The 26619-nt window shown below is 75.0% G+C and carries 24 protein-coding genes; 10 read left to right on the forward strand and 14 right to left on the reverse strand.

Going from position 1 to position 26619, the window contains the following annotated elements:
* Window positions 1-104: 104 nt before the first annotated feature.
* Complete coding sequence (gene ilvA, locus GRQ65_RS12910) at window positions 105-1376, forward strand: threonine ammonia-lyase IlvA (RefSeq protein WP_160878384.1); 1272 nt, start codon at window positions 105-107, stop codon at window positions 1374-1376.
* 42 nt (window positions 1377-1418) lie between these two features.
* Here the strand turns inward: ilvA and GRQ65_RS12915 are convergent, their stop codons facing one another.
* Window positions 1419-2612 (reverse strand): ROK family protein, encoded by a 1194-nt coding sequence (locus GRQ65_RS12915; protein ID WP_160878385.1) that lies wholly within the window; start codon window positions 2610-2612, stop codon window positions 1419-1421.
* 135 nt (window positions 2613-2747) lie between these two features.
* On the opposite strand from GRQ65_RS12915, the gene GRQ65_RS12920 reads away from it, so the two are divergent.
* Window positions 2748-7859, forward strand: a complete 5112-nt coding sequence (locus GRQ65_RS12920; RefSeq protein WP_160878386.1) for a glycoside hydrolase family 3 N-terminal domain-containing protein — start codon at window positions 2748-2750, stop codon at window positions 7857-7859.
* An 85-nt stretch (window positions 7860-7944) separates the two neighbouring features.
* Here the strand turns inward: GRQ65_RS12920 and GRQ65_RS12925 are convergent, their stop codons facing one another.
* On the reverse strand, window positions 7945-9288 hold the full coding sequence (locus tag GRQ65_RS12925; RefSeq protein ID WP_160878387.1) for a transaminase: 1344 nt from the start codon (window positions 9286-9288) through the stop codon (window positions 7945-7947).
* A gap of 52 nt (window positions 9289-9340) precedes the next feature.
* On the opposite strand from GRQ65_RS12925, the gene GRQ65_RS12930 reads away from it, so the two are divergent.
* Entirely contained in the window at window positions 9341-9739 is a 399-nt protein-coding gene (locus GRQ65_RS12930) for a hypothetical protein (protein ID WP_202388034.1), read from the forward strand.
* On the opposite strand, the gene GRQ65_RS12935 is transcribed toward GRQ65_RS12930, so the two are convergent.
* From GRQ65_RS12935 to GRQ65_RS12945, 3 genes are read right to left on the reverse strand one after another with little or no spacing between them, the layout of a single operon-like run.
* Complete coding sequence (locus tag GRQ65_RS12935; RefSeq protein ID WP_160878388.1) at window positions 9699-10493, reverse strand: protein kinase domain-containing protein; 795 nt, start codon at window positions 10491-10493, stop codon at window positions 9699-9701. The two genes, GRQ65_RS12930 and GRQ65_RS12935, sit on opposite strands and share 41 nt — an antisense overlap.
* On the reverse strand, window positions 10490-12322 hold the full coding sequence (locus tag GRQ65_RS12940) for an ABC transporter transmembrane domain-containing protein (protein ID WP_160878389.1): 1833 nt from the start codon (window positions 12320-12322) through the stop codon (window positions 10490-10492). The genes GRQ65_RS12935 and GRQ65_RS12940 overlap by 4 nt, the downstream gene beginning before the upstream one ends.
* Window positions 12323-12324: 2 nt before the next feature.
* A complete protein-coding gene (locus tag GRQ65_RS12945; protein WP_160878390.1) occupies window positions 12325-12486 on the reverse strand; it encodes a hypothetical protein in 162 nt (53 codons plus the stop codon).
* A gap of 196 nt (window positions 12487-12682) precedes the next feature.
* Here GRQ65_RS12945 and GRQ65_RS12950 point away from each other — a divergent pair, with 196 nt between their 5' ends.
* Genes GRQ65_RS12950 through trmB form a run of 3 tightly spaced genes read left to right on the forward strand, consistent with a single transcriptional unit; the run spans window position 12683 to window position 14853 of the window.
* Window positions 12683-13588: a hypothetical protein gene (locus GRQ65_RS12950; RefSeq protein ID WP_160878391.1), complete on the forward strand. Its 906-nt coding sequence runs from the start codon at window positions 12683-12685 to the stop codon at window positions 13586-13588.
* The gene (locus GRQ65_RS12955; RefSeq protein WP_160878392.1) at window positions 13585-14118 is read left to right on the forward strand and encodes a SigE family RNA polymerase sigma factor; all 534 of its coding nucleotides are present in this window, start codon (window positions 13585-13587) and stop codon (window positions 14116-14118) included. Before GRQ65_RS12950 ends, GRQ65_RS12955 begins: the two co-directional genes overlap by 4 nt.
* Before the next feature lie 12 nt (window positions 14119-14130).
* Window positions 14131-14853 (forward strand): tRNA (guanosine(46)-N7)-methyltransferase TrmB, encoded by a 723-nt coding sequence (gene trmB, locus GRQ65_RS12960; RefSeq protein ID WP_160878393.1) that lies wholly within the window; start codon window positions 14131-14133, stop codon window positions 14851-14853.
* A 9-nt stretch (window positions 14854-14862) separates the two neighbouring features.
* On the opposite strand, the gene GRQ65_RS12965 is transcribed toward trmB, so the two are convergent.
* Genes GRQ65_RS12965 through GRQ65_RS12975 form a run of 3 tightly spaced genes read right to left on the reverse strand, consistent with a single transcriptional unit; the run spans window position 14863 to window position 16828 of the window.
* Entirely contained in the window at window positions 14863-15273 is a 411-nt protein-coding gene (locus GRQ65_RS12965; protein ID WP_160878394.1) for a hypothetical protein, read from the reverse strand.
* A gap of 23 nt (window positions 15274-15296) precedes the next feature.
* A complete protein-coding gene (locus tag GRQ65_RS12970; protein WP_160878395.1) occupies window positions 15297-16025 on the reverse strand; it encodes a fused MFS/spermidine synthase in 729 nt (242 codons plus the stop codon).
* Entirely contained in the window at window positions 16022-16828 is an 807-nt protein-coding gene (locus tag GRQ65_RS12975; protein ID WP_160878486.1) for an RDD family protein, read from the reverse strand. The genes GRQ65_RS12970 and GRQ65_RS12975 overlap by 4 nt, the downstream gene beginning before the upstream one ends.
* Before the next feature lie 26 nt (window positions 16829-16854).
* On the opposite strand from GRQ65_RS12975, the gene GRQ65_RS12980 reads away from it, so the two are divergent.
* The 3 genes from GRQ65_RS12980 to GRQ65_RS12990 all read left to right on the forward strand — a co-directional run bounded on the left by GRQ65_RS12980 (window position 16855) and on the right by GRQ65_RS12990 (window position 19280).
* Window positions 16855-17850 (forward strand): stage II sporulation protein M, encoded by a 996-nt coding sequence (locus GRQ65_RS12980; RefSeq protein WP_160878396.1) that lies wholly within the window; start codon window positions 16855-16857, stop codon window positions 17848-17850.
* A gap of 78 nt (window positions 17851-17928) precedes the next feature.
* Window positions 17929-18258 carry a PadR family transcriptional regulator gene (locus GRQ65_RS12985; protein ID WP_337191699.1) on the forward strand — a complete coding sequence of 110 codons (330 nt, stop codon included), beginning with the start codon at window positions 17929-17931 and terminating at the stop codon, window positions 18256-18258.
* Complete coding sequence (locus GRQ65_RS12990) at window positions 18255-19280, forward strand: hypothetical protein (RefSeq protein WP_160878398.1); 1026 nt, start codon at window positions 18255-18257, stop codon at window positions 19278-19280. The genes GRQ65_RS12985 and GRQ65_RS12990 overlap by 4 nt, the downstream gene beginning before the upstream one ends.
* Before the next feature lie 182 nt (window positions 19281-19462).
* Here the strand turns inward: GRQ65_RS12990 and GRQ65_RS12995 are convergent, their stop codons facing one another.
* Entirely contained in the window at window positions 19463-20341 is an 879-nt protein-coding gene (locus tag GRQ65_RS12995) for a DICT sensory domain-containing protein (protein ID WP_160878399.1), read from the reverse strand.
* Window positions 20342-20553: 212 nt separating this feature from the next.
* On the opposite strand from GRQ65_RS12995, the gene GRQ65_RS13000 reads away from it, so the two are divergent.
* Complete coding sequence (locus GRQ65_RS13000; protein ID WP_160878400.1) at window positions 20554-21165, forward strand: hypothetical protein; 612 nt, start codon at window positions 20554-20556, stop codon at window positions 21163-21165.
* A 70-nt stretch (window positions 21166-21235) separates the two neighbouring features.
* Here GRQ65_RS13000 and GRQ65_RS13005 read toward each other — a convergent pair whose 3' ends face one another.
* The 5 genes from GRQ65_RS13005 to GRQ65_RS13025 form a co-directional block, all read right to left on the reverse strand.
* A complete protein-coding gene (locus GRQ65_RS13005; RefSeq protein WP_160878401.1) occupies window positions 21236-22528 on the reverse strand; it encodes a DUF58 domain-containing protein in 1293 nt (430 codons plus the stop codon).
* Between the two features lies 1 nt (window position 22529).
* Window positions 22530-23543, reverse strand: a complete 1014-nt coding sequence (locus GRQ65_RS24050; RefSeq protein ID WP_160878402.1) for an AAA family ATPase — start codon at window positions 23541-23543, stop codon at window positions 22530-22532.
* A complete protein-coding gene (locus tag GRQ65_RS22820) occupies window positions 23540-24676 on the reverse strand; it encodes a DUF4350 domain-containing protein (RefSeq protein WP_160878403.1) in 1137 nt (378 codons plus the stop codon). The genes GRQ65_RS24050 and GRQ65_RS22820 overlap by 4 nt, the downstream gene beginning before the upstream one ends.
* Before the next feature lie 182 nt (window positions 24677-24858).
* A complete protein-coding gene (locus GRQ65_RS13020; RefSeq protein ID WP_237448247.1) occupies window positions 24859-25461 on the reverse strand; it encodes a DUF4129 domain-containing protein in 603 nt (200 codons plus the stop codon).
* Entirely contained in the window at window positions 25461-26546 is a 1086-nt protein-coding gene (locus tag GRQ65_RS13025; protein ID WP_160878405.1) for a hypothetical protein, read from the reverse strand. Before GRQ65_RS13025 ends, GRQ65_RS13020 begins: the two co-directional genes overlap by 1 nt.
* Window positions 26547-26619: the final 73 nt, after the last annotated feature.

Here is a 26619-nt window from a genome sequence, read left to right on the forward strand (position 1 = left end):
CCCAGTTTCCCACCGGCCGATCTTCGGTAGGGGTCGTCGTGGGCGGCGGCCTCCGAGGTGCGGGCGACTACGACGAGCCGGGAGACACGGCCTAACCTCGTCGGGTGGCTCAGCAGCAGACGATCGAGCACCGGGTGGACGCGGCGGCCGTCGAGGCGGCGGCTGAGCTCCTGCGGCCCGTCGTACGCCGCACCGAGCTGGAGCACAGCGACCGGCTGAGCCGGCTCGTCGGCGCCGAGGTCCTCCTCAAGCGCGAGAACCGGCAGATCGCGCGGTCCTACAAGGTCCGCGGCGCCTTCCACCTCATCAGCGGGCTGAGCGACGCCGAGCGCGCCCGCGGCGTGGTCTGCGCGAGCGCGGGCAACCACGGCCAGGGCCTGGCCTGGAGCTGCGCCCGGCTCGGCGTTCGGGGACGGGTCTTCGTGCCCGGCAACACCCCGCGGCAGAAGCGGCAGCGCATCGTCGCCCTCGGTCAGGGGCTCGTCGAGCTGGTCGTGGAGGGCAGCACCTACGACGCCGCCGGCGCGGCGGCGCTCACCGACTCCCTCGAGACCGGCGCGGTCTACGTCCCGCCGTTCGACGACCCCCGCACGATCGCGGGCCAGGGCACGGTGGCCGTCGAGCTGCTCGAGCAGGCTCCCGGCCCGCTGCACACGGTCGTCGCCCCGATCGGTGGGGGCGGCCTGGTCGCCGGGATGGCCGCCTGGCTCCGCGAGCGGCACCCCGAGGTGCGCATCGTCGGCGTCGAGCCCGACGGCGCGGCGAGCATGACCGTGGCGCTGGCCGCCGGCCACCCGGTGGCGATCGGCGCGGTCGACACGTTCGTCGACGGTGCCGCCGTGGGCCGGGTCGGCGAGCTGACCTTCCCGCTCGTGCGCGACCTCGTCGACGAGGTCGTGACCGTCGAGGCCGGAGCGGTGTGCACCGAGATGCTCGACCTCTACCAGGTCGAGGGGATCATCGCGGAGCCCGCCGGCGCGCTCGCCTCGACCGCCGTGCGCGAGCTGGCCGGCTCCTTCCCGGAGGGAGCGCGCGTCGCCGCCATCGTGTCGGGCGGCAACAACGACGTCAGCCGCTACGGCGAGATCCTCGAGCGCTCGCTGCTGCACCAGGGGCTGCGGCACTACTTCCTGGTGTCGTTCCCCCAGGAGCCGGGCGCGCTGCGCCACTTCCTCGACGACGTGCTGGGCGAGGGCGAGGACATCGTGGTCTTCGACTACGTCAAGAAGAACAACCGCGAGACCGGCCCGGCGCTGGTCGGCATCGAGCTGGACGCGCCGGGCGGGCTCGCTGCCCTGCTGGAGCGGATGGGGGCGAGCCCGCTCACGATCGAGCAGGTGCCGCCAGGCTCGCCGCTCTTCACGTTCGTGATGTGACGCAGGGGTCGCGAGACGTCACAGCGCGGGTCACAGCGCGGGTCACATCGCGGTGAGCTCGGCCCGGTGGCGAGCCGTCATCTCCTCGCCCGCCAGGGCCAGGGCACCCATCACCTCGGCGCGCGCGCCGAGGGCGCTGGCCCGGACCTCCACCCGGGCGGCCGCGGCGGGCTGGGCCCACCAGCCGACCGCCGCGCGCACGTGCTCGGCGAGCAGCTCGGTGAGCGGTCGGACGTGGCCGCCCACCACGAGCAGGCCGGGGTTGAGGACCGTGACCAGGCTGGCCAGGACCTGCCCGACCGTGCGCCCCGCGTCGGCCACCACCCGGATCGCCCCGGAGTGCCCGTCCGCGACGAGCGCGCCGAGCCCGTCCGCGTCGAGGGGGCCGTCGGTCACGGCGCCGACGGCGTGCAGCAGGTGCGGCAGCGAGACCACCGTCTCCAGGCAGCCGCGGGAGCCGCACCGGCAGAGCACGCCCGCCGGGTCCACCTGGACGTGGCCGAGCTCGCCCGCGGTGCCCCCGTCACCGCGGAACAGTCGCCCGCCCAGCACCAGGCCGGCCCCGATGCCGGTCGCCAGCTTGAGGTAGACGAGCGAGCCGTCCGGGCGGTCCGCCCCGGCGCCGGTGCGCTGCTCGCCGAGCGCGCCGAGGTTGGCGTCGTTGTCCATGAGCACCTCCACTCCGAGCCGCTCCCCGAGCTCCTCGCCGGGCCGTCGACCCACCCACAGCGGGAGGATGTTGTTGGCCGCCACCGCGTGGCCCTGCTCGGTCAGGGGAGCGGGCACACCCAGCACCGCCAGGCGCAGGTCGTCGAGGTCGTGGCCGGCCTCGGCCACCACGCGACTCGTCAGGCTCCCCGCACGGTCGAGGGCCGTCTCGGGGTGCGCGGCGTCGTCGAGCGCGACGGCCCCCTCGGCCAGGACCCGGCCGGTCACGTCGCCCACGGCGACCCGGACGTGGGTGTTGCCGATGTCGACCCCGAGCAGCGGCCCCGAGGGCGGCACCAGGCTCACGCGGTACGCCGGCCGACCCCGGCCCCGCCGCGTGCCGACGGACTCGTCGGGTTCGTCGCGTACCAGCCCCGCCAGGAGGAGGTCGCTGCACGCCGCCGAGACCGCCGAGGCTGAGAGCCCGGTGCGCCCCGCGAGCTCGAGCCGGGTCTGCGCCCCGTGGTCGCCGAGCACCGCGAGGACCTGGCGGCGCCCGGCCCCACGGGGGCGATTTCCTGCGGTCACAGGCAGAAAGGTGTCACACGGAACTCCCTTCCGACAGGTGTGGTCCTCATTCCTGCGGTCGTGCTTGGATCGCGCCGTGACGGCCGTCACTCGGCTGACGCACAGCACCCTCTCGGCGAAAGAAGACCCCTCCAGATGACACCACTGACCCGGCGGAGGGCGACAGCATCGTCGCTGGCCCTCGCCACCGCGGCCGCGCTCGTCGCGACGCTGCCATCCGCACCGGCCTCCGCCGCCGCACCCGACCTCGCCCAGCAGGGCACGGCCACCGCCTCGGCGTTCCAGGACGACAAGGACGGCCGGTTCCCGGCCGAGAACGCCATCGACGGCAACATCAAGACCCGGTGGGCGAGCGGCAACGGCCCCGACGACGCCGCGGCGGTCTTCACCGCCGACCTCACCTCCGACCTGGGTGCCGTCGCGGACGTCTCCTCGGTCGAGCTGGCGTGGGAGGCGTCCTACGCCACGGCGTACGACGTGCAGGTCGCGACCACCGACCCGGCCGACCCGGCGAGCTGGACCACGGCGTACAGCACCACCACCGGTGACGGCGAGACAGACGTGGTCCCCCTGCCGGCCGGGACCACCGCGCGCTACGTGCGCATCGCCATGAAGCAGCGGTCGGCGGCCACCTGGGACCAGTCGCGGCTGCACTACTACGGCTACTCGCTCTACACCCTCGCCGTGCAGGGCGCCTTCACGACGCCGCGCGTCGCGCTGGCCGCACCCGTGAGCGTCGGGGCGGGCCAGACCGCCAGCGTCCCGGTGCGGCTGTCCAACCCGGCCACCACCGAGCAGACCGTCCGCGTCACCACCGGCGGGGGTACGGCGAGCGCGGGTGACGACTACACCGCGGTCGACCAGACCGTCACCTTCGCCCCCGGTGACACCGAGGAGGTCGTCGAGGTCGCGACCAAGAGCCGCGGTGCGCTCGCGCCCCGGCGCACGGTCGACCTGACGCTGAGCGATCCGAGCGCGGGCATCGCGCTGGGCGGTCGGCCGACCACCACGGTGACCATCACGCCGACCGGCGAGCTCCCCGAGTCGGGGGCCTCGACGCCGGTCCACGACTTCGAGAACGGCGTCCCGGCCGGCTTCTTCGCCTGGGGGGCCAACGACACCGTCAAGCCGGTGCTGGCCACCGCCGTCGACGACACCGTCCCCGGGGCGGCAGCGGGCAATCACGTCTTGACCGCGACCGTCGGCGGCGCCCCCGGTGCCAACGACTGGTTCGGCTTCAGCAACGACACCGCCGCCGACTGGAGCGACGCCGACGGCTTCAGCTTCTGGTTCGAGGGCCAGGGCACCGGCAAGCAGCTGAGCTTCGAGCTCAAGAGCGACGGCAAGATGTTCGCCCGCGACGTCACCGACGACACGACCGGCTGGCGCCGCATCAAGGTCCTCTTCGCCGACCTGCGCGACAAGGCCGACCCGACCAGCAGCGCGCGCTTCACGCCGTCGGCGGCCACGGGCTTCGCGGTGACCCTCACCGGTCTCGGGGCCGGCACGTGGAGCTTCGACGACGTGTCGGTCTACGAGCGGGCCGTCGTCATCGACGACTACGAGACCCCGGTGACCATCTCGACCACCGACCCGGTGAACTACTTCACCTGGAAGGGCCCGGCCGCCGGCAACACCATCACCCTGGGCCAGAGCGACCTCGAGCGCGCGGGCGACCCCGCCAACGGCGTCCTGAGTGGGACCTACCAGATCGAGGGCGACAGCTACGGCGGCTTCAGCGACAACCTGCCGAACTCCCAGGACTGGAGCAGCTTCCGCGGCATCCGCTTCTGGTGGTACGCCTCCCAGGCCAGCAACCCCGCCTCACCCACCGCCGGAGCCGACATCCCGGTCGAGATCAAGGACGGCGGCCCCGACGGCGAGCACTCCGAACTGTGGCGCGCGTCGTTCAAGGACAACTGGGGCTCCTCCACCAGCCGGTGGAAGCTGGTCGAGCTGCCGTTCTCGGCGTTCACCCCGAGCGGCTACCAGCCCGGTGACGCCGAGACGAAGAACGGCACGTTCGACCTGACCTCCGCGTGGGGCTTCGCCTTCACCTTCGCCCCCGGCACGCCCACCCCGGTCGGCTGGGCGGTCGACCAGGTCGAGCTGTACGGCACGCCCACGGTGGGCGGTGCGGTCTCCGTCGCCCCCACCCAGGACGTCACCCTCGTCGACGCCGGCGACTCCGCCACCGTCGACTACACGTTGCGGACCACCAGCGGCGACCCGATCGCCCAGCCGGTGACCCTCACCTGGGCCACCGGGGCCGGCACGGCCAAGGCCGGCGTCGACTACACCGCCGGCAGCGGCACGCTGACCTTCCCGGCCGGCACGGAGTCGGGCGCGACCCGCTCGGTGACCGTGCAGACGACGGCGGGCACGCCCGCCTCCGAGGCCCTGGAGATCCCGCTGGAGCTGACCGGCTCCGGCGTCACCCTGCCGTCCACGCGCACCCGCGTCGTCGTCAACGCCCACGGGCTGCCGTACCTCGACGCCTCCCTGCCGACCGCTCAGCGGGTCCAGGACCTGCTCGGTCGGATGAGCCTGGCCGAGAAGGCCGGCCAGATGGCGCAGGCCGAGCGGCTCGGGCTCAAGAGCCCCGACCAGATCGCGACGCTGGGCCTCGGCTCGGTGCTCTCGGGCGGTGGCTCGACGCCGGCCGGCAACACGCCGGCGGCGTGGGCCGCGATGGTCGACGGGTTCCAGCGCCAGGCGCTGTCGACGCGCCTCCAGGTGCCGCTGCTGTACGGCGCCGACGCGGTGCACGGGCACAGCAACGTCAAGGACGCCGTGATCTTCCCGCACAACACCGGTCTGGGCGCCACGCGCGACCCGGCGCTGGTGGAGCAGGTCGCGCGGGCCACCGCCTCGGAGACGCGCACGACCGGCGTCAACTGGGCCTTCTCGCCGTGCCTGTGCGTCAGCCGCGACGAGCGCTGGGGTCGCAGCTACGAGTCGATGGGGGAGGACCCCGCCCTGGTGCGGGCCTTCGCCCGCTCGACCGTCGTCGGCCTGCAGGGCGAGGACCCGAGCGACATCACCGCCGCCGACGAGGTGCTGGCCTCGGCCAAGCACTGGGCCGGTGACGGCGGCACGACCTACGACGAGACCAAGGTCGGCAACTACCCGATCGACCAGGGCGTCACCCGCGTGTCGTCTCTGGCGGAGTTCGAGCGCCTCTACGTCGAGCCCTACGAGCCGGCCATCGAGGCCGGAGCGGGCTCGATCATGCCGTCGTACTCCGGTGTCTCGGTCGCCGGTGGGCCGGTGGTGCGCATGCACGAGAACACCGAGCTCAACACCGGCCTGCTGAAGGACCGGATGAAGTACCAGGGCTTCCTCATCAGCGACTGGGAGGGCATCGACAAGCTGCCCGGCTCGGTGTACGCCGACAAGGCGGTCCGCTCGGTCAACTCCGGCATGGACATGGCGATGGCGCCGTTCAACTTCGACGCCTTCATCGCCGCCATGACCGCCGGGGTCGGCGCGGGCACCGTCACGCAGGCCCGCATCGACGACGCGGTCTCGCGCATCCTGACCGAGAAGTTCGACCTCGGTCTCTTCGAGGAGCCGTTCACCGACGACTCCCAGCGCGCCGAGTTCGGCGGCGCGGCCCACCGCGCCGTCGCGCGGAAGGCCGCGGCCGAGTCGCAGGTGCTGCTGCGCAACGACGGTGCGCTGCCGCTCGCGAAGACCGGCAGGCTCTACGTCGCCGGGTCCAACGCCGACGACCTGGGCAACCAGATGGGCGGCTGGACGATCTCGTGGCAGGGCAGCTCCGGCAAGGGCATGACGAAGGGCACGACCATCCTCGAGGGCATCGAGGCGGCCCAGCCGGGCCTGGACGTGGAGTACTCCAAGACCGCCAGCGCGGCGACCGCGGGCTTCGACGCCGGCCTCGTCGTGGTCGGCGAGACGCCGTACGCCGAGGGCCAGGGCGACGTGGGCAGCAACGGCAAGTCGCTGTCGCTGTCGGCGGCCGACCGTCAGGCCATCGACACCGTGTGCGGTGCGATGGAGTGCACGGTGCTGGTGGTCTCCGGGCGCCCGCAGGTCCTCACCGGAGCGGCTGCGCAGGCCGACGCCGTCGTGGCGTCGTTCCTGCCCGGCAGCGAGGGCGAGGGCGTGGCCGACGTGCTGTTCGGCGACACGCCGTTCACCGGCGCGCTGCCGGTGACCTGGCCGGCCTCGGCCGACCAGGTGCCGATCAACGTCGGCGACGCGACCTACGCGCCGGCCTACGCCTACGGCTGGGGACTGCGCACCGACGTCCCGCGCCAGCGGCTCAGCACGCTGGCCGGACAGTTGACCGGGGCCTCGGCCACGGCCGCCTCGGCCCTGCTGCAGGCACCGGTGTGGTCGGGCCAGGGCGCGATCAGCGACCCGGCGCAGGCCTGGCCGCTGGTCCGCAGCCTGGCCGGCACGCTGACCGGTCGCGACGACGCGGTGCTGCCGCAGGCGGCCGTGGTCGCCTCGCTGGCCCGCGACGTGGCCCAGGCGACGGTCGCCGGCGGGGGAGGCGGGGCCTCGGCCCAGGCCGCGATCGCCGACGCCGAGCACCTGCTCTGGTCCGGTGACCCGGTCGGCGCCGTCGACCGCCTCGGCGGGGTCGTCGGTCTCGCGAGCGGCACGACGCCCGCGACCCCGAGCACGCCTCAGCAGCCGGGTGCGCCGGTCGCCACCGCCGCCCCGGCGGTGTCGGGCCGGCCGGTGGTCGGCGAGGTGCTGACCGCGACGGCCGGCACCTGGTCGGTCGCGGGGTCGGCCGCGGGCATCAGCACGACGCTGCAGTGGCTGCGCGACGGGCAGCCCGTCGCCGGAGCCACGGGGTCGTCGTACACCTTGGGTGCGGCCGACATCGGGCACGGCCTGTCCGTCGCGGTCACCGCGACGAGCGCCGGAGCGGCCCCCGGTCAGGCGAGCTCGTCGGTCGTGGGCCCGGTCCGCCGGGCCGAGCCCCGGGTCGCGGTCCGGGTCGGAGCGGCGAAGGCCGGTCGGGCGCCGCGGCTGCGGCTGCGGTTCACGAGCCCGGCGGTCGACGTGGTCACCGGCGTGGTGAAGGTGGAGTACGCCGGGCGGCTGCGGGTCGTGCGGCTGCGCGCCGACGACGCCGGACGGCTGGTGCTGCGCCTCCCCGCGATGGCGAAGGGGAAGCGCTCGCTGCTCGTCGGCTTCGCTCCTCGGGGCTCGTCGCGGGAGGTGCTGAGCGCCGTCCGCGAGCGGGTGGTGGTGCGGGTCCGCTGAGGTGATGCGCTGACCTGACGCGCTGACCTGATGACGAGACCCCCGTCGGCTCCGGCCGGCGGGGGTCTCGTCGCGACCGGGCGACTCAGGTGAGAGCGGCGACCGCCTCCGCGAAGACCTCGGTGTGGCGGTCGACGTCGGCCTCGGTGTGGGCGGGGCAGAGCAGCGCCATGTTGTGGAACGGCGTCAGCAGCACGCCGCGGTTGAGGCACCACAGGTGCAGCAGCCCCTCGAGGTCCTCGTCGACCGCGGCCGCCGCGGCGGCGCCGTCGCGCGGCGGCGGGCAGAACCAGTACTCCGCCCGGCAGCCGAGGCGCTGCACGTGCCAGGGCAGGCCGTGCTCGGCGATGACCTCCGCCACCCCGTCGGCGAACCGCTCGGCGAGCGGGACCGCGACCTCGAAGTCCTCGGGACGCAGCGCGTGGGTCAGGGTCGACCGGATCGCGGTGAGCGCGAGCGCGCTGCCGGTGAGGGTGCCGCCGACCCCGGCGACGTCGATCTCGTGACCGAGCATCGGCCCGTTCAGCCGCTCCGCGATCTCCACCGAGACGCCGTACGCCGCGCAGGGGATGCCGCCGCCGATGGCCTTGCCGACCACGAGCAGGTCCGGCTCGAGCCCCCACGCCGCCGTGGCGCCGCCGGGTCCGGCGCACATGGTGTGGGTCTCGTCGACGACGAGCAGCACACCGTGGCGTCGGGTGACCTCGCGGACGCCGTCGAGGTAGCCCGGCTCGGGCAGCACGATGCCGATGTTGGTGAGCGCGGGCTCCATGAGCAGGCAGGCGACGTCGCCCTCGGCGAGTCGCCGCTCGAGTGCGTCGAGGTCGTTGAAGGGCACGACCGCGGTGGTCTCGGCGACGTCCACCTGAGGACCGAGGGCGCCCGGCCGGGGCACGACGCGGCCGTCGGCGTCGAGCACGGCGAGCGACTCGTCGACGGTGCCGTGGTAGCACCAGTCCATCACCGCGACCCGGGGTCGCCCGGTGAGGTGGCGGGCGAAGCGCAGCACGAAGCGGTTGGCGTCGGTCGCGGAGATCGCGAGCTGCCAGGCGGGCAGGCCGAAGCGCCGGGTGAGCTCCTCGCCGACCCAGGCGGCGTCCTCGCTCGGCAGCATCGCGGTCGCGCCCGCGGCGATGCGCTCGGCGACCGCGGTGGTGACGGCCGGCAGCGCGTGCCCGGTCATGGCGCCGGTGTCGCCCAGGCACAGGTCGACGAACTCGTGGCCGTCGACGTCGACCAGGCGCCCGCCGCTCGCCGAGGCCACCGACACCGGGAAGGCGCCGGGCCACCGCGTCATCCACGGCATGGGCACCCCGGCGAGGAGCCCGCCCCTCGCCCGGGCCGCCAGTGCGGCCGAGCGCGGGTGCTGCTCGACGAACCTGTCCTCCTCGCTCGCGCGCAGCCGCGCGAGACGGTCGCGATCGATCACAGCCGCAAGATAGCGGTCCGCGCGCGACCTCGCCCCTGGCAGGATGACGCCCGTGACCGAGACTCCGCCGCCGTACGGCGACCAGCCTCAGCAGCCCCAGCAGCCGCAGAACCCCTACGGCGCGCAGCCGCCGTACGGCGGACCGCCGGCGCAGCCGGGCTACGGCTACGGCGGCTACGCGCCGGTGGACCACCCGCAGGCGACGACCGTGCTCGTCCTCGGCATCGTCAGCCTGGTGGTCTGCGGGCTCGCCGGACCGTTCGCCTGGATCATGGGCAACCGGGTCGTCCGCGAGATCGACGCCAGCGGCGGTCGCTGGGGTGGTCGCTCGACGGCCAACATCGGGCGGATCCTCGGGATCATCGCCTCGGTGCTGCTCGGGCTCGTCGTGCTGTTCTTCGTCGGCATCTTCATCTTCGCCATCGCCGTCGGGACGACCACCAGCCCCTGAGGCGGTCGGGCGCAGCAAGCACCGCGTCCAGACGGCCGGCGACCTCCCGCACCGAGGGCCGCAGCGAGGGGTCGGGTCGCAGGCAGTCGGCCACCAGGTCGCCCAGGGGTCCCCGTCCGCGCAGGACGTCGAGGTCGGGTGCGTCACCGGGCGCCTCGCGGGTCAGGCACTCCCACAGCGTGGCTCCGAGCCCCCGGACGTCGGCGGCCGGGCCGACCGTGCCGCCGGCCGCCTGCTCGGGTGCGGCGTAGCCCTCGGTGCCGACGGCCCGCTCGAGCCGACCGGGGCGGCTCGCGACGCCGAGGTCGATGAGCACGACCCGACCCTCCTGCACCACGACGTTCTCGGGCTTGACGTCGAGGTGCAGCCAGCCGTGGCGGTGGAGGTAGCCCAGCACGGAGGCGAGCTGGCGCCCGACCAGCGCGGTGTCGCGCGACGACATTGCGCCGTCGTCGACGAGCGCCGCCAGGGTCGAGCCGGGCACGGTCTCGAGCACCACCGCGGGGCGCGGCTCCTCGAGCAGGTCGTAGCCGCGGACCAGGTGCGGGTGGCTCAGCGTCGTCAGCAGCGTGCCCTCGACGCGCAGGGCGTCGACGACCCGCTCCTCGTGCGCGCGGTCGGGGCGGACGACCTTGAGCACCGCGCGGCAGTCGCGGGCCAGGTCGACCACGTCGTAGGTGTCGACGCGCGAGCCGTGCGCCAGCAGCGACACGACGTGGAAGCCGGGCGCAACCTCGGCACCGAGCTGGCTCACCGGACCGCCGCCGTCCGCAGCGGCTGGGTCTCGGCCAGCAGAGGCTCGGGCCGGGGGTCGCTCTCGAGCCGCACGACGCGGTCGACGTGCTCGAGGACCACAGGGTCGTGGGTGGCGATGACGACGGTGCGTCCGCCGCGGTGCCGCGCGAGCGTGGCGAGCAGGCGCCGCGAGGTCTCGGCGTCCAGGCCGCTCGTCGGCTCGTCGAGGAACAGCACCGGTGCGTCGCGCAACAGCGCGCGGGCCAGGGCGATGCGCTGGCGCTGACCGCCCGAGAGCGTGCGGCCGCGCTGCCCCACCCGGGTGTCGTACGCCGCGGGCAGGGCGCGCACGAAGGCGTCGGCGTCGGCCTGCCGGGCGGCCTCCTCGACGGCGAGGCGGGAGGCGCCGGGCCGGGCGAAGGCGATGTTCTCGGCGACGGTGGCGTCCATGAGGGCGATCTCCTGGGGGACGAGGGTGACGGCCTCGCGCACGGAGTGGGCGGTGAGGTCGCGCAGGTCGTGGCCGTCGAGGCGCACGGCGCCGGCGTACGGCTCGACGTGGCGGGTCAGCAGCCGGGCGATCGTGGACTTGCCGGCACCGCTCGGGCCGACGAGGGCGACGAGCTCGCCCGCGGCGATCGAGAGGCTCGTGCCGACGAGGGCGTCGCGGGCGGCGCCGGGGTAGCGCACGCGCACCCCGTCGAGCTCGACCGAGCCCCGGACCAGGGTGAGGTCCCGGGCCCCGGAGGCGTCGCGGGGCAGCTCCTCGTCGAGGAGCTCGGTGATCCGCTCGACGCCGGCGGTGGCGGAGTGCAGGGCGGGGATCAGGTTGCCGAGCGTGCGCAGGGGTGAGTAGCACTGCACCATCAGCGCCAGGAAGGCCATGAGGCCGCCGAGCGTGAGGCGGTCGGTGGCCAGCGCCCAGGTGCCGCCGGCGATGACGGCCAGGGTGCCGACCAGCTCGGCGAGGTCGGCGAGCGGCAGGAAGACCGCGCGGATCCGGGCGCCGACGAGCTCGGCGGCGGCGATGGCGAGGTTCTGCTGGTGGTAGTCGCGCACGGCGTCGGACTGCCGGTTGCAGGTCTGCACGAGCGCCGCGTTGGAGAGGCGCTCCTCGGTCACGGCACTCAGCGAGCCCGCGCGCCGACGGCGCTCGCGCGAGACGTCCTTGACCAGTCGCGAGAAGTGCCGAGCGATCCACCACAGCATCGGCGCGACGACCATCGCCACCAGCGCGAGCTGCCACTGCAGCCAGAACAGGGCGGTGGCGTAGACGCCGAGGCGCAGCAGCGCGCCGGCCCCGGTGGCGGACTGGCCGATCATGAACGACTCGACCGCTGCGGTGTCGGAGGTGAGCCGCGACATGGTGTCGCCGAGGCGGGTGCGGTCGTGGACGTGGCCGGGGTGGTCGAGCACGTGGGCGAAGACCTGGGTGCGCAGCCGCACCAGGAACCGCTGGGACACCCACGTCGAGAGCAGGTCGTCGAGCCCGGAGAGAACGGCGCTGAGCAGGTTGAGCCCGACGTACAGCAGACCGATCCACACGAGCGGGGCCAGGTCGGCCGGCACCAGCACGTCGTCCACCAGCCGCTGGAACAGCACCACCTCGAGCACCGAGACCACCGGCGTCGCGGCGAGCAGCGCGACGAGCGCGACGAGCCACCAGCGCAGCGGGCGCAGGTCGGGCCAGTAGCGGCGCACCACGTCGACCACGGTCATCGGCTTGGCCGCCTCGACCAGGGGAGCGGGGTCGGCCGGCGGTCGCAGCGAGGCCAGCAGGGGTGAGAGCAGTGACGCCAGGAGGCGGGCCGGGCGGCCCGCCTCCTGGGTGTCGATCGGTCGGGCCACGATCAGCCGTGGGTGCGGGTGCGCGTCTGCGTGCCGGTGCCGCGGCCACCACGGCCCCCGCGACCGCCGCGGCCCTTCCCGCCGCCGGTGCGGGTCCGGGTGCGGCGGCCGCGACCGAGGGAGCGGGCGGGCTCGAGAGCGGAGAGGAGCGAGGAACGGGCCATGGTGGTGCCTCCTGTGAGTGGTGTTCCGAGTGGGAGTGGAGCGCCGGGTCCGTGCCCGACGAGGACGACTCTGGCCGCCCACCGTGAGGCCACCGTGAGGTCGCGGTGAGAGGCCTCTCATGCCACGGCCCGCCTGTCGAGTGACGACGTCGGGTTGCCGTGACAACGCCGGTGGCCCGAGCCTCGTCTTCGGACCATGACGACCCCACCTGATCTCGGCCCCGCGCTCGACGAGCGGCTCGCGGGCCTGCCTGCCGTCCCCGCCGAGCACTACCTCGGCGCCGGGCGGGCCGCCGTACGCCGTCGCAGGCGCGTCCGTGCCGGAGCTCTCGTCGCGGTGGCCGCGGTCGTGGTCGGGGCCGGGCTCGTGACCGTCCGTCCGACGACCGTCGCCGACGGCGGTCGGGTGGCGGTCGAGCCGGGTGCCGCGGAGGGACGGACGCTGTTCCTGGTGCCGACGTCGGTCCCCGGGCTCGAAGGGGTGCGGACCGTCACCTCCTCGACCATCCCGTCGTGGGCCGAGGAGTACGGCAACCACGGCCCGGCTGCCCTCGCCCCCGACGGTGCGCTCTGGATCGCGCCGGAGGTGACCGTGGTCCGCGGCGTGGTCGAGCGTGCCGACGGGGTCGTGCATTCGTACGGCCTCGAGGTGCGCGGCTACACCACAGCCGACGGTGCCCTCGGGGGACCTGACGCTCTCGTCTGGTCGTTCCTCGCGGTCGACGGCAGTGGCACTCTCGACGAACCGGGACGCTGGACCGTCGACTTCGACGTCTGGGTCGAGGACAAGGCCGAGAAGACGCACGGCGAGCCTGGCTTCGCCGATCGGCTCACGCAGTTCGCCGACGACCGCTCCACCGATCTCGTCCCCGGCCCAGGGGTCGAGATGGTGGCGCAGCGGCTCGCCGACGCCGGGTACGACGCCGAGTACGTGCGCCAGAGCGTCGCCGAGGTGCGCCTCGACGGCCGGACCTGGTTCGTGCTGGCCAGCGGCGAGCGGGTGGGCGGCGCGTTCTACGAGGCCTGGGACCCCGAGTCGGCTGGTGTCACGGACCTCGCCGGCTTCGTCACCTGGGTCGAGTCCGGCCGGGGGACCCCGTGAAGCGCGACGAGGAGTCCTACGTCGAGTTCGTCGCGGCCTCCCAGGACCGGCTGCGCCGGATCGCCTACGCCGTGTGCGCCGACGACAGCCGGGCCGAGGACGTGCTCCAGGAGGCTCTGGTCAAGCTCTACCTCGCCTGGCCGAGGATCCGCGAGCAGGGCCGCGAGGAGGCCTTCGCGCGCCGGGTCATCGTCAACGCCGATCTCGACGACCGGCGCCGGCCCTGGCACCGCCGCCGTGCCCGGGTCGAGGAGGAGGAGCTGGCGGCGCTGCCGGCCCCGCTCGGGCTGTCCCGCGGGGAGCGACTCGACCTGCTGGCCGCCGTACGCCGCCTCCCGGCGATGCAGCGCCGCACGGTGGTGCTGCGGCACTGGCTGGGGTTGTCGGTCGAGGAGACCGCCTCCGAGCTCGGCATCTCGACAGGCACCGTCAAGAGCCACACCTCGCGGGGTCTCGCCGCGCTGTCGGACGCGCTGTCCGGGGAGCTCGACGAGGAGTGCGGATTGCCCGGGGCCCCGACGTCTCGGTGACAATCGGGAGCGATGAACGAGCGCACCGCCCCGGCCCGACCGCACCTCAAGCTCACCCCCGACGGGCGGCGGATGCGCGAGGTGCTGAGCTACTCGCGCCGCGGGAGCCGGTTCACCCCGACCCAGGCCGCGGCGTGGGCCGCGCACCAGGCCGACTGGGTGATCCCCGACGAGGCGGTCGACCGGCCCGACTTCTCGCTGGCGCGGTGGTTCGGGCGCGAGGCGCCGCTGATCGTCGAGATCGGCTCGGGCGTGGGGGAGGCGACGGCGGCGCTGGCCGCCTCTCGGCCCGACCACGACGTGCTGGCCTTCGAGGTGTGGCGACCGGGTGTCGCGGACTCGCTGTGGCGGGTCGCCGAGGCGGGGGCCGACAACGTCCGCTTCGTCTCGGTCGACGCGGTCTGGTCGCTCGAGCACCTGGTCGCGCCGGACTCGCTGGCCGGGCTGTGGACCTTCTTCCCCGACCCGTGGCCCAAGACCCGTCACCACAAGCGGCGCATCGTCGACCCGGCGTTCGCCGCGCTGGCGGCCAGCCGACTCGCGCCGGGCGCCACGTGGCGCCTGGCCACCGACTGGGCCGACTACGCCGAGCAGATGCAGACCGTGCTCGACGCCGAGCCCGCCCTCGAGGGCGGCGTGGTGCCGCGCTGGGACGAGCGGCCCGTGACCCGGTTCGAGCGCAAGGGCGTCGAGGCCGGGCGGGCCATCACCGACCTGGCCTACACCCGGAGCTGAGCCGGCAGTTCACGCCGCGAAGGGCAGGCGCACGCCGGCCTCGCCCAGCAGCGCCTCCACCCGGCGCCGCTCCGCGTCGAGCGGCGCGCCCGGGGGCAGCACGCCCAGCAGATGGGTGATGCCGAGCGTCGCGCAGCACTGCGCCAGCGCCCGGTCGTACGCCGCCCTCACGGCCTCGACCTTGGCGTACGACGCGTGCGGGCCGAGGGCGTGGAACCGCGTCCCGAGCCGACGCACCTCGGCCACGACGTCCTCGAACGGCCGGGCCTCGGCGGGGGCGGTGGGCCGCCGGTGCCGGGTGCGCATCGAGACCCAGTCGCGGGCGCGCTCGCCGCGCTTGCCGAGCAGCGCCCCGAGCCCCCAGGCCGCGGCGCAGGCCAGCGCCAGCACGACCACGATCGCGGCGGCCGTGGGGGACATGCCCCGACGCTACGCGCGGGGCCTCAGCCGGTCGAGCCGCCGCCGAAGACGCTGAGCACCTGCGGACCGCGCCACCAGCTGTAGCCCGCGTCAGCGGCGGGGGCCGGGCGCCCGCCGGCGACGAGCAGCACGTTGCCCTCGCGGCGTCCGCGCCGGGTCGCGGTCTCGAGACCGGCGGCGAGCCGGTCGACGTCGTCCCACGCCGCCAGCGCTCCGGCGACGGCGGCGCGGACCCGGGGGAACGGCGCGCGGTCGCGCAGGTTGACGGCCAGCAGCCCGCCCGGCTCGAGCACCCGGGCGTACTCCTGCCAGGCGCCGGCGTCGACCAGGTCCGTCGGCACCTCGGCGCCGTCGAAGGCGTCGACGACCACCGCCTGCGCCCACCCGTTGCGCACCTCGCCCAGCCCGGTGCGACCGTCGACCGGGCGCACGCTGATGCCGCTGCGCCTCGGCAGCGGCAGCCGCTCGCGCACCAGCGCCGTGAGCTCCTCGTCGGGCTCGAGGACGACCTGGCGCGAGCCCGGTCGGGTCGCCGCGACGAAGCGCGGCAGCGTGAGGCCGGCGCCGCCGACGTGCAGCACGCGCAGGGCCTCGCCCGCCGGGGCGGCGGCGTCGAGCAGCGAGCCGATCCGGCGCACGTAGTCGAAGTGCAGGGCGGTCGGGTCGTCGAGGTCGACGCAGGACTGGTCCATGCCGTCTCGGCGCACCACCCACGCGCCGGGGACGTCCGCGGGCTCGACGCTCGCGTTCACCGCCGCGTGAGCCGCGCGCGCAGCGACTCCTCGCGCCCGAGCCGGGCCAGGTCGCGCTCGCGGCGGCTCGCGACGACGGCGGCGAGGAACGCCTCGGGGCCCGTGCCGGGCGGTGGCGGGGGAGCGACGTGGGCGCTCACCTGCGCGGCGAGCCGGGCGCCGACGTCCGCGCGCGAGGCGGCGTCGAGGCCGGCGGCCCGTCCGAGGAACTGGCGCACGGCCAGCGCCAGGCCGGTCGGCAGGGCGGTCATGTCGGCGACGCGCGCCCAGCCCGCGAGCTCCGGCGGCATGGGGGTGGGGTGGGCGAGGCGCAGCCGCACCCGGTCGCGCACGACGTAGGTGCCGGCGGCGTAGTCGCCGAGCCGCTTGCCGCGCGAGCTCAGCAGCGCGGAGAAGAACACCGGCGCCCCGCTGAACGCGTAGATCTCCACGACCCCGATCAGGGCGCGCACCAGCGCGTGCTGGAAGGTGATCGGGCCGGCGTCGTCGCGCACCGTCCGCAGGCCGCAGACCAGCTTGCCGAGCGAGCGGCCCGACGTCAGCGTCTCCAGCGTCGCCGGCACGAGGAGCAGCACGACGACGAGGGTCGCGATGAACGCCGCCCGGACGAGCGCCGCGTCGGTCTGCAGCACGGCCACCAGGAAGACGAAGACCACGACCACGAGCAGGGTCAGCGTGGCCACCAGGTCGATGACGCCCGAGACGATGCGCGAGCCGAGGCCGGCCGGCGGCAGGTCCAGCGCCACCGCCTCACCGGTCACGAGGTCGTCGCTGGTGAGCGTCGCGAACTCGTGGGCACTCATGGTGGCCACCACTTTAGGCTGGCCGCGTGGACCTCGACGCCTACGTGCTGACCCACGTGCACACGTGGCAGCGGCTCGAGACGCTGGTCCACACCCGCCGCCTGAGCGGCGCGGAGAGCGACGAGCTCGTCGACCTCTACCAGCTCGTCGCGACCCACCTGTCCGTCGTACGCACCTCGGCGCCGGACCCGGCCCTCGTCGCCTACCTCTCCTCGCTGCTCGCCAAGGCGCGCACCAAGGCCGTCGGCACCCGGACCGGGTCGTGGCGGGGGTTCACGGGGTTCTTCACCGAGCGGTTCCCGGCGGCGCTCTACCGGCTGCGCTGGTGGTGGCTCGGCTGCCTGGCGGGCAACGTCGTCGTCACCGCGGTGATGATGCTGTGGCTGCTCGACCACCCCGACGTCGAGCAGAGCCTGCTGACGCCCGCGGAGGTGCAGCAGCTGGTGGACCAGGACTTCGAGGGCTACTACTCGGAGTACGCCGCGAGCCACTTCGCGACGCAGGTGTGGGTCAACAACGCCTGGGTGGCCGCGCTCTGCATCGCGCTGGGCATCCTGGGGCTGCCGGTGATCTGGCTGCTCTTCCAGAACATCGCCAACCTGGCGATCATCGGCTCGATCATGCACAGGCACGACGCGGGCCAGCGGTTCTGGGGACTGATCCTGCCGCACGGCCTGCTCGAGCTCACCGCCGTCTTCGTGGCCGGCGGGATCGGGCTGCGGCTGTTCTGGTCGTGGATCGAGCCCGGTGGTCTCACCCGTGCCCAGTCGATCGCCCGCGAGGGCCGCACCGCTGCGACCGTCGCGATGGGACTCGTCGCCGTGCTGGCCGTGAGCGGCGTCATCGAGGGGTTCGTGACGCCCTCGGGACTCCCGACCTGGGCACGGGTCGGCATCGGCATCGTCGCCGAGCTCGCCTTCCTGGCCTACGTCTTCGTCCTCGGACGCCAGGCCCACGCCCGCGGCGTCACCGGTGACGTGGACGCGCGCTACCTCGAGGACCGGGTGGCCAGCCGGGCCTGAGCCGGGACACGCCGTCGTACGGGCGACACGCTGGCGCGCTGCACGCAGTACTCCGCACCGCACAGTAGTGTGCGGTGCGTGGACACCACCCAGCTGCTCAGAGGGGTGCTCGACGCCGCCGTGCTCGCGGTCGTCGGCGCCGAGGACGGCTACGGCTACGACGTGCTGCGCCGGCTCCGCGCCGGCGGGCTCACCGAGGTGGGCGACGCCTCGGTCTACGGCACGCTCCGGCGGTTGTACGCCGCCGGCGCGCTGACGTCGTACGTCGTGCCCTCCGAGGAGGGCCCCCACCGCAAGTACTACGGCATCACCCCGGCCGGGCGCGCCCAGCTGGAGACCCAGACCAAGGACTGGGGCACGTTCGCCGACACGGTGACGGCCCTGCTCGAGACAGGAGCCCGCCCGTGAGCGACCCGGTCAGCACGACCAGCACCGAGATCCTGCACCGCCCCGAGGTGAGCGCCTTCGTCGCGCAGGTGCGCTCGCACCTCGTCGATCTCGACGTCGACGCCCGCGACGAGCTCACCGAGGGGCTCGAGGCCGACCTCGCCGAGCAGCACGCCTCGGGCGAGCCGCTACCCGACCCCGCGGCGTACGCCGCCGAGCTGCGCGCTGCTGCCGGTCTGCCGTCGGCGGTCGGTCACCGCAGTCGCGTCGCGCAGCTGACGGCGGATCTCGACACCCTGCGCACGCAGTTCCTCGCCTGGGTCGAGAGCGACACCGTCTTCACCCGCACCGGCTGGTCGGTCGTGTCCGCGGCCCGGCCCGCCTGGTGGGTCCTGCGCGCCTGGATCGCGGTCACCCTGCTCGACCAGCTGGTGGGTCCCTGGGAGTACGTCACCCTGTGGCCCACGCTCGGGGCCTCCCTCGTCGGCCCACTGCTGCTGGTCGTCGCCGTGGTCATGAGCGTGCTGATCGGACAGGGGCGGCTGTGGCCGGGCTCCGGGCCGGACCGCCCGTTCCTGGCGCGTGCCGTGCTCGTCGTGCTGAACGCCGTGGCGGTCCTCGCGCCCTTCACCTTCAACGGCGACGCCACGGGATCGGGCCACGCCTACGCCGTCGCCGTGCCGGCGACGGCCGATCGCAAGGCCCTGGTCGCCGAGGGCCGGGTCGTCAGCAACATCTACGCCTACGACGACTCGGGTCAGCCCGTCACGGGCATCCAGCTCTTCGACCAGGTCGGCCGGCCCCTGACCGTCTCGCCGCGCGGGGAGAGCGGGATGGGCCGCGACCGTGAGGTCGTGTGCCCGTGGTTCAACGGCACGACGCCGCTGTGGAACGTCTTCCCCCTGCAGCAGCGCGCGCAGCGCTCCGGCACCTGCGCGAAGGCCCCTGCGAACGCAGCAGCCCCGGCCTACGACCAGCCGCCGCTCGACTCGGTGCCGCCGGTCGGTGTGGCGCCGCTGGGGGCGGCGACCGCGTCACCGTGAGGTGAGGGCGTCCACCGCCGCAACGCTACCCCCGAAGGTCACGGCGGTGGACGCAACGTGCTCGGCTGCCGGCCCGCGTTGCCGCGGGGGCGCCGTACGCACACCAAGAGCCTAGGCATACCTGGACGTGTTGTCGAACCCCGTGTTCAACAACACGTCGAGTTCTCGACACTCGGACCGGCTCAGAGGACGGTCGCGGGCCCGGCGGTGACCCGGTCGAGGTAGGCGACGGCCCGGCCGAAGAGTGCCGCGGACGCCGCGTCGTCGGAGGGCTGCGCCGGGGCCTCGGCCGCCATCGCCCGTTGCACGGCGACGGCGCCCGGAGCGCCCGCCTCGAGCGCGACCTGGGCACAGACCCGGGCGCAGTCGCGCACCGCCGGCGGCTCCAGGGTCCAGATGACCTCGAAGGTGCGGGCCCGGTCGGGCACCCCGACCTGGCCCGGCAGCTCCCAGGCGACCAGCGCCACCGCGAAGCCGGGCGCGTCGCACACCACGACCCACTCGCGCAGCATCGGGGTGTCCTCACCCAGGCGCACCGCGACCGGGCCGCCCGCGCTCGGTTCGGCACCTTCGGCGAAGACGTAGGCCGCCTGCGCGACCCGCGAGAGCTCGGTCCAGCGGGGGAGCGCGGTCGTGAGGAACTCTTGGCGCTGGAAGCCTCCGAAGAGGTAGGCCTTCTCGGCGCGGGCCCCGAACTCGTCCTCGAAGGCCCACGACAGCGCGGACAGCGTCGACTTGCGCAGCCGTCGTACGGCGAGGTGCGGGTGGCGCCGCCGCAGCCCGGCGAACGCCGACTGCACGTCGACCTGGGGTCCCTCGCCCGCCTGGCGCACGGCCTGCTCGACCGCCGCGTCCAGCCGGGTGCCGGCGTCGCGGCGGCGCAGCACGTCGAGCACGGTGTCGACGTCGGCGACGGTGTAGCGGCGGTGACCGCTCTCGAGGCGCAGCGGGACCGGGAAGCCGTAGCGCTGCTCCCACACCCGCAGGGTCGCCTGGGGGACACCGGTGCGGCGCGCGACGTCCCCGATCGTCAGCGCGGTGCCGGGCACGGGTGCGTCCACTGGGCCAACCCTAGGAGAGTGCTGATCGATGGCAAGGGGCGGCGTCAGCCCCGCCCCAGCACGCACCCGAGCGGCTTCTCCTCAGTCGCCGTGCCTCCGGCACGGCTCCCTCGTCGGCACCGCCCGTGCACGCACCGCGACGACGCTGACATCCACCCCCATCGATCAGCACTCTCCTAGGCGTCGACACCGACCGCGGGTACCGCCCGCCGGTGAAGCTCTACGCCGACCCCGTCCCGCGCCGGGTGCTGCAGGTCGCCGGCGACCTCGCGCTCGTGCTCTGGGTGGTGGTGTGCGTCTGGCTCGGCCGCGTCGTGCACGAGGCGGTCATGGGGCTCGCGGCTCCGGGACGGCGCCTGGAGTCGGCCGGCACCTCGCTCGCCGACCGGCTGCGCGACGCCGGCTCGACGGTGGGGGGCATCCCCTACGTCGGCGACGACGTCGAGCGGCCCTTCGAGGGGGCCGGCAGCTCGGCCGACCAGCTCGCCGCGGCCGGTCGCAACCAGGTCGAGGCCGTCGAGACGCTCGCCTTCTGGCTGGCGCTGGCTGTCGTGCTGGTGCCGGTCGTCATCGCGCTCGCCGTCTACCTCCCGCCCCGCATCCGCTTCGTGCGCCGCGCCACGGCGGGCCAGGCGCTCGTCGACTCCGGTGCCGACCTGGATCTCTTCGCGCTGCGCGCCATGACCCACCAGCCCCTGCACGTGCTCGCCCGCATCTCGCCCGACCCGGCCGGCGCCTGGCGCGCCCGCGACCCCGACGTCGTACGCCGCCTCGCCGTCCTCGAGCTGCGCGACGTCGGCCTCGCCCCACCGCCGACCCGGTAGTCCGCGACGTTCCGTGCGCTCGCGCTTCGCCAGTTTCACCGCCGAGGAGGTGGAACTCCCGCCGCGCACCTCAGAGCAGCCCGCGCGCCTTGAGCGACAGGTAGTGGTCCGCGAGGGCCGGGGGGAGGCGTTCGGCGTCGGCGTCGACGACGTCGACGCCGAGGGCGCGCAGGAGCTCGGCGGTGTGGCGACGGCGCACCATCGCCTGCTCGGCTGCGGCGGCGTCGTAGACCTCGTCGATGGTGGTGCGGGCCGCGGCCAGGCGGGCGAGCTCGGGGTCCCGCACGGACGCCACGACCACGCGGTGGTGCCGGGTGAGCGTGGGCAGCACCGGCAGCAGCCCCTGCTCGACCGCCGACGGCTCGAGCGGGGTGAGCAGCACGACGAGGGCCCGCTGGCGACCGAGCTGACCGACAGCGCCGGCCAGCGTGGTCCAGTCGGCCTCGGCGATGACCGGCTCGACGTCCGCGAGCAGGTCGAGCATCCGGGCCGTGACGTCGCGCGCCCCGGAGGAGCGCAGGCGCGCGCGGACCCGGCGGTCGCCGACCACCAGGTCGACGCGGTCGCCGGCCCGCGCGGCGAGGGCGGCCAGCAGCAGGGCCGCGTCCATGGCCGAGTCGAGGCGCGGGACGTCGTCGACCCGGCCGGCCGAGGTGCGCGAGGTGTCGAGGACCAGCACGACGCGCCGGTCGCGCTCGGGGCGCCAGGTGCGCACCACGACGGTGCGGTTGCGCGCACTGGCCCGCCAGTCGATGGAGCGCACGTCGTCGCCGCGGACGTACTCGCGCAGCGAGTCGAACTCCGTGCCCTGCCCCCGCACGCGTACGGCGGCCCGCCCGTCGAGCTCGCGCAGCCGCGCGAGCCGCGAGGGCAGGTGGCGGCGGGAGTCGAACGACGGCAGGGCGCGCACCGTGCCCGGCACGTCGAGGGTGCGCTGGCGCTCGAGCACCCCGAGCGGACCGCGCAGGCGCACGCTCACCCCGGCCGCCCGCAGGTCGCCGCGCCGGGTCGGGCGCAGCGGGGTCGAGAGCCGGGCGCGGGCCCCGGGCGCGAGGTCGAGCCGGTGCCGATCGTCCTCGGAGCCGGCGGAGGGCTGCCAGGCGTCGCGCAGCCGGCCGCGCACCCGCCGGCCCGTGCGGTGGTCGACCGCGAGCTCGGAGCGCGCCTCCTCGCCGAGCCGCACCGACCCGACCGGGGCGCGGACGACGGTCAGGGCGGCGGGGGAGGGGGCCAGGAGCAGGTCGAGCCCGGCCACGACGGCGACGACGAGCAGCCACAGCGCGACGGTCGAGCCCTGGGGGCGCACGACGACCGGCACCAGCCCCAGCAGGAGCAGGAGGGGGAGCCGACCGGTCGGGCGCATCTCAGCGCGGCACCGGCACCGCGTGCAGCGCGGCCGCGAGCACCTCGGAGACCTGCACGCCCTCGAGCTCGGCCTCGGGGCGCAGCCCGAGCCGGTGCGCGAGCGTCGCGTGGGCGAGCGCCTTGACGTCGTCGGGGGTGACGAAGTCGCGCCCGGTGAGCCACGCCCAGGCCCGCGCGGTGCGCAGCAGCGCGGTGGTGCCCCGGGGGCTCACGCCGAGCGAGAGCGACGGCGACTCCCGGGTCGCGCGGGCGATGTCGACGACGTAGCCGACCACCTCGTCCGAGACCTGCACGCGGCGCACGGCGTCCTGCCCGGCGGCGATGTCGGCGGGGCCGGCGACCGCGACGACCCCGGCCGCGCGGACGTCGCGGGGGTCGAAGCCCGTCGCGTGGCGGCGCAGGATCTCGAGCTCCTCGGCGCGGTCCGGCACGGGCAGCACCACCTTGAGCAGGAACCGGTCGAGCTGCGCCTCGGGCAGGGGGTAGGTGCCCTCGAACTCGACGGGGTTCTGCGTCGCCGCCACGAGGAACGGCGAGGGCACGGGCCGCGAGACGCCGTCGACGGAGACCTGGCCCTCCTCCATGGCCTCGAGCAGCGCGGACTGGGTCTTGGGCGGTGTCCGGTTGATCTCGTCGGCCAGCAGCAGCTGCGTGAAGACCGGGCCCTCGCGGAACGTCAGCTCGCCCGCACCGCGCCCGTCGACCACCATCGAGCCCGTGATGTCTCCGGGCATCAGGTCGGGGGTGAACTGCACGCGTCGCGTGCCGACGTCGAGCGCCGCGGCCAGGGTGCGCACGAGCAGGGTCTTGGCCGTGCCGGGCACCCCCTCCATCAGCACGTGCCCACCGCACAGCAGTGCGACGAGGAGCCCCGACACGGCGGCGTCCTGACCGACGACGGCCTTGCCGACCTCGGCGCGCACGGCGGCGAGGCGCTCGCGGGCTGCGTCGCCCGAGGGGCCGCCGGAGGGGCTGCCGGAGGCAGGACCGGGGTGGTGGGGGTTCTCGGTCACGGGGTGCGCACCTCTTCTTCGAGCTCGGCCAGGTCGTGGGCCAGGGCGATCAGGTCGTGGTCGGTGGACGGTACGTCGGCCGCCGGGTCGAGCAGGGCCCGGACGGCCGGCAGGGGGTGGCCGGTGCGGCGGGCGACCTCGCGCACGACGGTCTCGGGTGAGGCCGCCGACCCGATCCGGAGCCGCTCGGCGCAGCGGGCCCGGGAGGCCCGGCGCAGAGCCTGGGCGGCGTGCTGCCGGTCGCCGGAGCGACGGTAGAGACGACCCAGGCTGCGGGTGGTCTCGACGGCGCGCACGACCACCGGCAGCGGCTCGGTCGCGAGCGGGCCGAAGCGGCGACCGCGCCACAGGGCGAGGGCGAGCGCCGCGAAGAACGCGAGCACGAGGCCCGGCACGACCCAGCGGGGCAGGAGTGAGCCGAGGCTGGCCCGGTCGTCGCCGAGGCGGTCGGCGGCGTCGGGGACGTACCAGACCAGCCGCGGGCTCTGCCCCAGCAGCCGCAGCGCGACCGCGGCGTTGTCGGCGCGCAGCACCTGGTCGTTGGTGAGCGCCTCCTCGGCGCCGAAGAGCAGCAGTCCTGAGTCCGGTCGCGCGGTGACGGCCCCCTCGCGTCCGTCGAAGCAGCCGTCGCCGGGGTAGACGGTCGCGGTGTCGGTCTCGAGCGCGAGCCCGGCGAACACCGGGTCGTCGCAGTCGGCCTCGCGCCCCGGGGTCAGCGAGACCCGGGCGCCTCCGCCGAGCGAGCCCCACTCGTCGGCCACGCCGGGACCGGCGCCCACGACCACCAGCGTCGCGGCGTCGGCGGCGTGCTCGCGCAACCGGTCGGCCGTGCTCTCACCCAGCTCGAAGGGGTTGACGACCACGACGGTGGTCGAGGCGTCGACCGGGACCCGCTCGAGCTCGGCGGCGCTGCGGGCGACCTCGACGTCGATGCCCTGGTCGGCGAGCACCCGGGCGAGCGCGCGGGCGCCGTCGGCCCCGGCGTTGTCCGGGTCGAACGGCGTGGCCGATCCGGCACCGCTGCCGAGCAGGGCGGCCACGACCACGGCGAGCAGCGCCCCCGCGCCGATGAGCAGCGACGTCCGGTGACGTCGGACGCTCGTGCTCACCGGGGCGGCGGTCGTCGCGCTCACGGCGTGCCCGCGCGCTGGCGGGCCGTCCTGAGGGAAGCGCTGATCAATGACAAGGGCGGCGTCAGCCCCGCCCCAGCACGCACCCGAGCGGCTTCTCCTCGGTCGCCGTGCCTCCGGCACGGCTCCCTCGTCGGCACCACTCGTGCACGCACTGGGACGACGCTGACATCCACCCCCATTGATCAGCACTTCCCCAGCTCGTCGTCGAGGTCCAGCACGGCCCGCGCCTGGTCGGTGCTCGCCGGTCGGTCGCCGTACAGCACTGCGTCGAAGGCGGCCGCGGCGGTGGTGAGTGGGGTCGCCGCGGCGGTGAACTGGGCGGCGAGCTGGGTCGCGACCTCGTGGGCGGTGGCCCCGGGGTCCTCGGCCAGCCGGCCGCGCTCGACCTGGCGCACCGTGAGGCACCGGAACCCCTCGACCACCGCCTCCTCCGCGCGACCCGCGGCCAGCGCCCGCTCGGCGCGCTCGCGCAGCTGCGCCGCCGTCACGACCTCGTCGGTGAGCACGGCTCGGGGCCCGGCGGCGGTCCGTGCGGTCCGCCGGGCCTGCGAGACGAGCCAGGCCAGCACCGCCACGAGCGCGACGAGCAGGACCATCGCCGCGAGCGTCGAGAGCGGCGGAGCCGTGGACGCGGCGTCGAGCCCCGACTGCACGACCCGGTCCAGCCAGGTGAGCACCTGCTGCACGACGTCGCGCTCGCGGTACTCCGGGCGCAGCAGCTCGCGGCGCAGCGCCGAGCGGGCGTCCGAGCCGGAGGGGTCGAGCGGTGCGTCGAGCGGCAGCATCACGAAGGCGTGATCCCCGCCTGCCGCATCAGCTCGATGTCGTAGCCCTCCTTGCGCATCCGCTGGTCGAGGTACTGCAGCGAGGTCACGGCCGTCGTGAACGGCGTGACGAAGGCGGCCGAGACCACCTGCGAGACGGCCTGGGTCAGCACGAGCGCCAGCACGGCGTACTGCTCACCGGCCAGCGGTCCGACGAGGTTGCCGGCCAGGCTGATCGGCGCTGTGAGCACGCTGCCGGCGATCCCGGTGACCAGGGCGGTGAGCAGCCCGATGCCGAGCGTCCGCCAGAACTGCGACCGGGTGAGGCGGTAGCCGCGCCCGATCGCGCCGAGGACGCCGACGTCCTCGAGCATCAGGGCCGGGACGGGCAGGTAGTAGACGCGCACCCAGAACCACACCAGCGCGCAGACGAAGAGCGGCACCGAGATGAGGCCCCACACCACGATCGGCACGGCCGAGCCGTCGCTCACGACGACGACGGCGACCCACAGCAGCACGTAGGCGCCGACCAGCGCGGTGAACAGCACCGCCAGCAGCAGGGCGAGCCCGATCAGTCGCCACCGCTTGCCGTGGGTGGCCGCCCACGCCTCGCCCAGGGTGAGTCGCCGGCCCACGGCGGCCGCGGCCGTGACGTGCGCGATCATCCCCGTCACCAGGATGGTGCCGAGCGCGCCGAGGACCAGGCCGAGCAGCAGCGCACCCAGGGAGCCGACGAGGCCGAGCACGGCCTCGGTGTCGAGGTCGGAGCCGTCGTCGAACGCCGACAGGTCGAGGCTCGCCGTCACCGCGGCGGTGACCACGACCGGGACCAGCATCGCCACCGCCGCCACGAGCACCGACGAGCCCACCGTGGCCTTGGGGTTGAACCGGATGATGCGGAACGCCGCGTCGTAGATGTCGCCGAGCCCCAGCGGTCGCAGGGCGACGGCGCCGGGCTTGTGGGCGGCCCCGAGCATCCCCGGCGCGGGCGCCCACCCGGGCGGCGGGCTCGGCCGGCCGGGCGGCGGGGCCTGGTAGCCGGGCGGCGGGGGTGGCGGCGGCTGCCAGCCCGGGGGCGGGGGAGTGGGGGAGCCCGGGTCCGACATGCCCGCCATCCTGTCAGCAGCCACGGACGCTCCGGGGCCCGATCGGGGGTCCTGGTGTGGTCTGATGGTCTCG

The sequence above is a fragment of the Nocardioides flavescens genome (assembly GCF_009823805.1).
GTDB classification, from domain to species: Bacteria; Actinomycetota; Actinomycetes; order Propionibacteriales; family Nocardioidaceae; genus Nocardioides; species Nocardioides flavescens.

What these genes read in the sequence shown, in the direction of transcription:
- GRQ65_RS12920 (WP_160878386.1), top strand. Translation starts at nt 2,748, where the DNA reads ATGACACCACTGACCCGGCGGAGGGCGACAGCATCGTCGCTGGCCCTC.
- GRQ65_RS12945 (WP_160878390.1), bottom strand. Translation starts at nt 12,486, where the DNA reads ATGGCCCGTTCCTCGCTCCTCTCCGCTCTCGAGCCCGCCCGCTCCCTC.
- GRQ65_RS12950 (WP_160878391.1), top strand. Translation starts at nt 12,683, where the DNA reads ATGACGACCCCACCTGATCTCGGCCCCGCGCTCGACGAGCGGCTCGCG.
- trmB (WP_160878393.1), top strand. Translation starts at nt 14,131, where the DNA reads ATGAACGAGCGCACCGCCCCGGCCCGACCGCACCTCAAGCTCACCCCC.
- GRQ65_RS12965 (WP_160878394.1), bottom strand. Translation starts at nt 15,273, where the DNA reads ATGTCCCCCACGGCCGCCGCGATCGTGGTCGTGCTGGCGCTGGCCTGC.
- GRQ65_RS12975 (WP_160878486.1), bottom strand. Translation starts at nt 16,828, where the DNA reads ATGAGTGCCCACGAGTTCGCGACGCTCACCAGCGACGACCTCGTGACC.
- GRQ65_RS13005 (WP_160878401.1), bottom strand. Translation starts at nt 22,528, where the DNA reads ATGCGCCCGACCGGTCGGCTCCCCCTCCTGCTCCTGCTGGGGCTGGTG.
- GRQ65_RS13020 (WP_237448247.1), bottom strand. Translation starts at nt 25,461, where the DNA reads ATGCTGCCGCTCGACGCACCGCTCGACCCCTCCGGCTCGGACGCCCGC.
- GRQ65_RS13025 (WP_160878405.1), bottom strand. Translation starts at nt 26,546, where the DNA reads ATGTCGGACCCGGGCTCCCCCACTCCCCCGCCCCCGGGCTGGCAGCCG.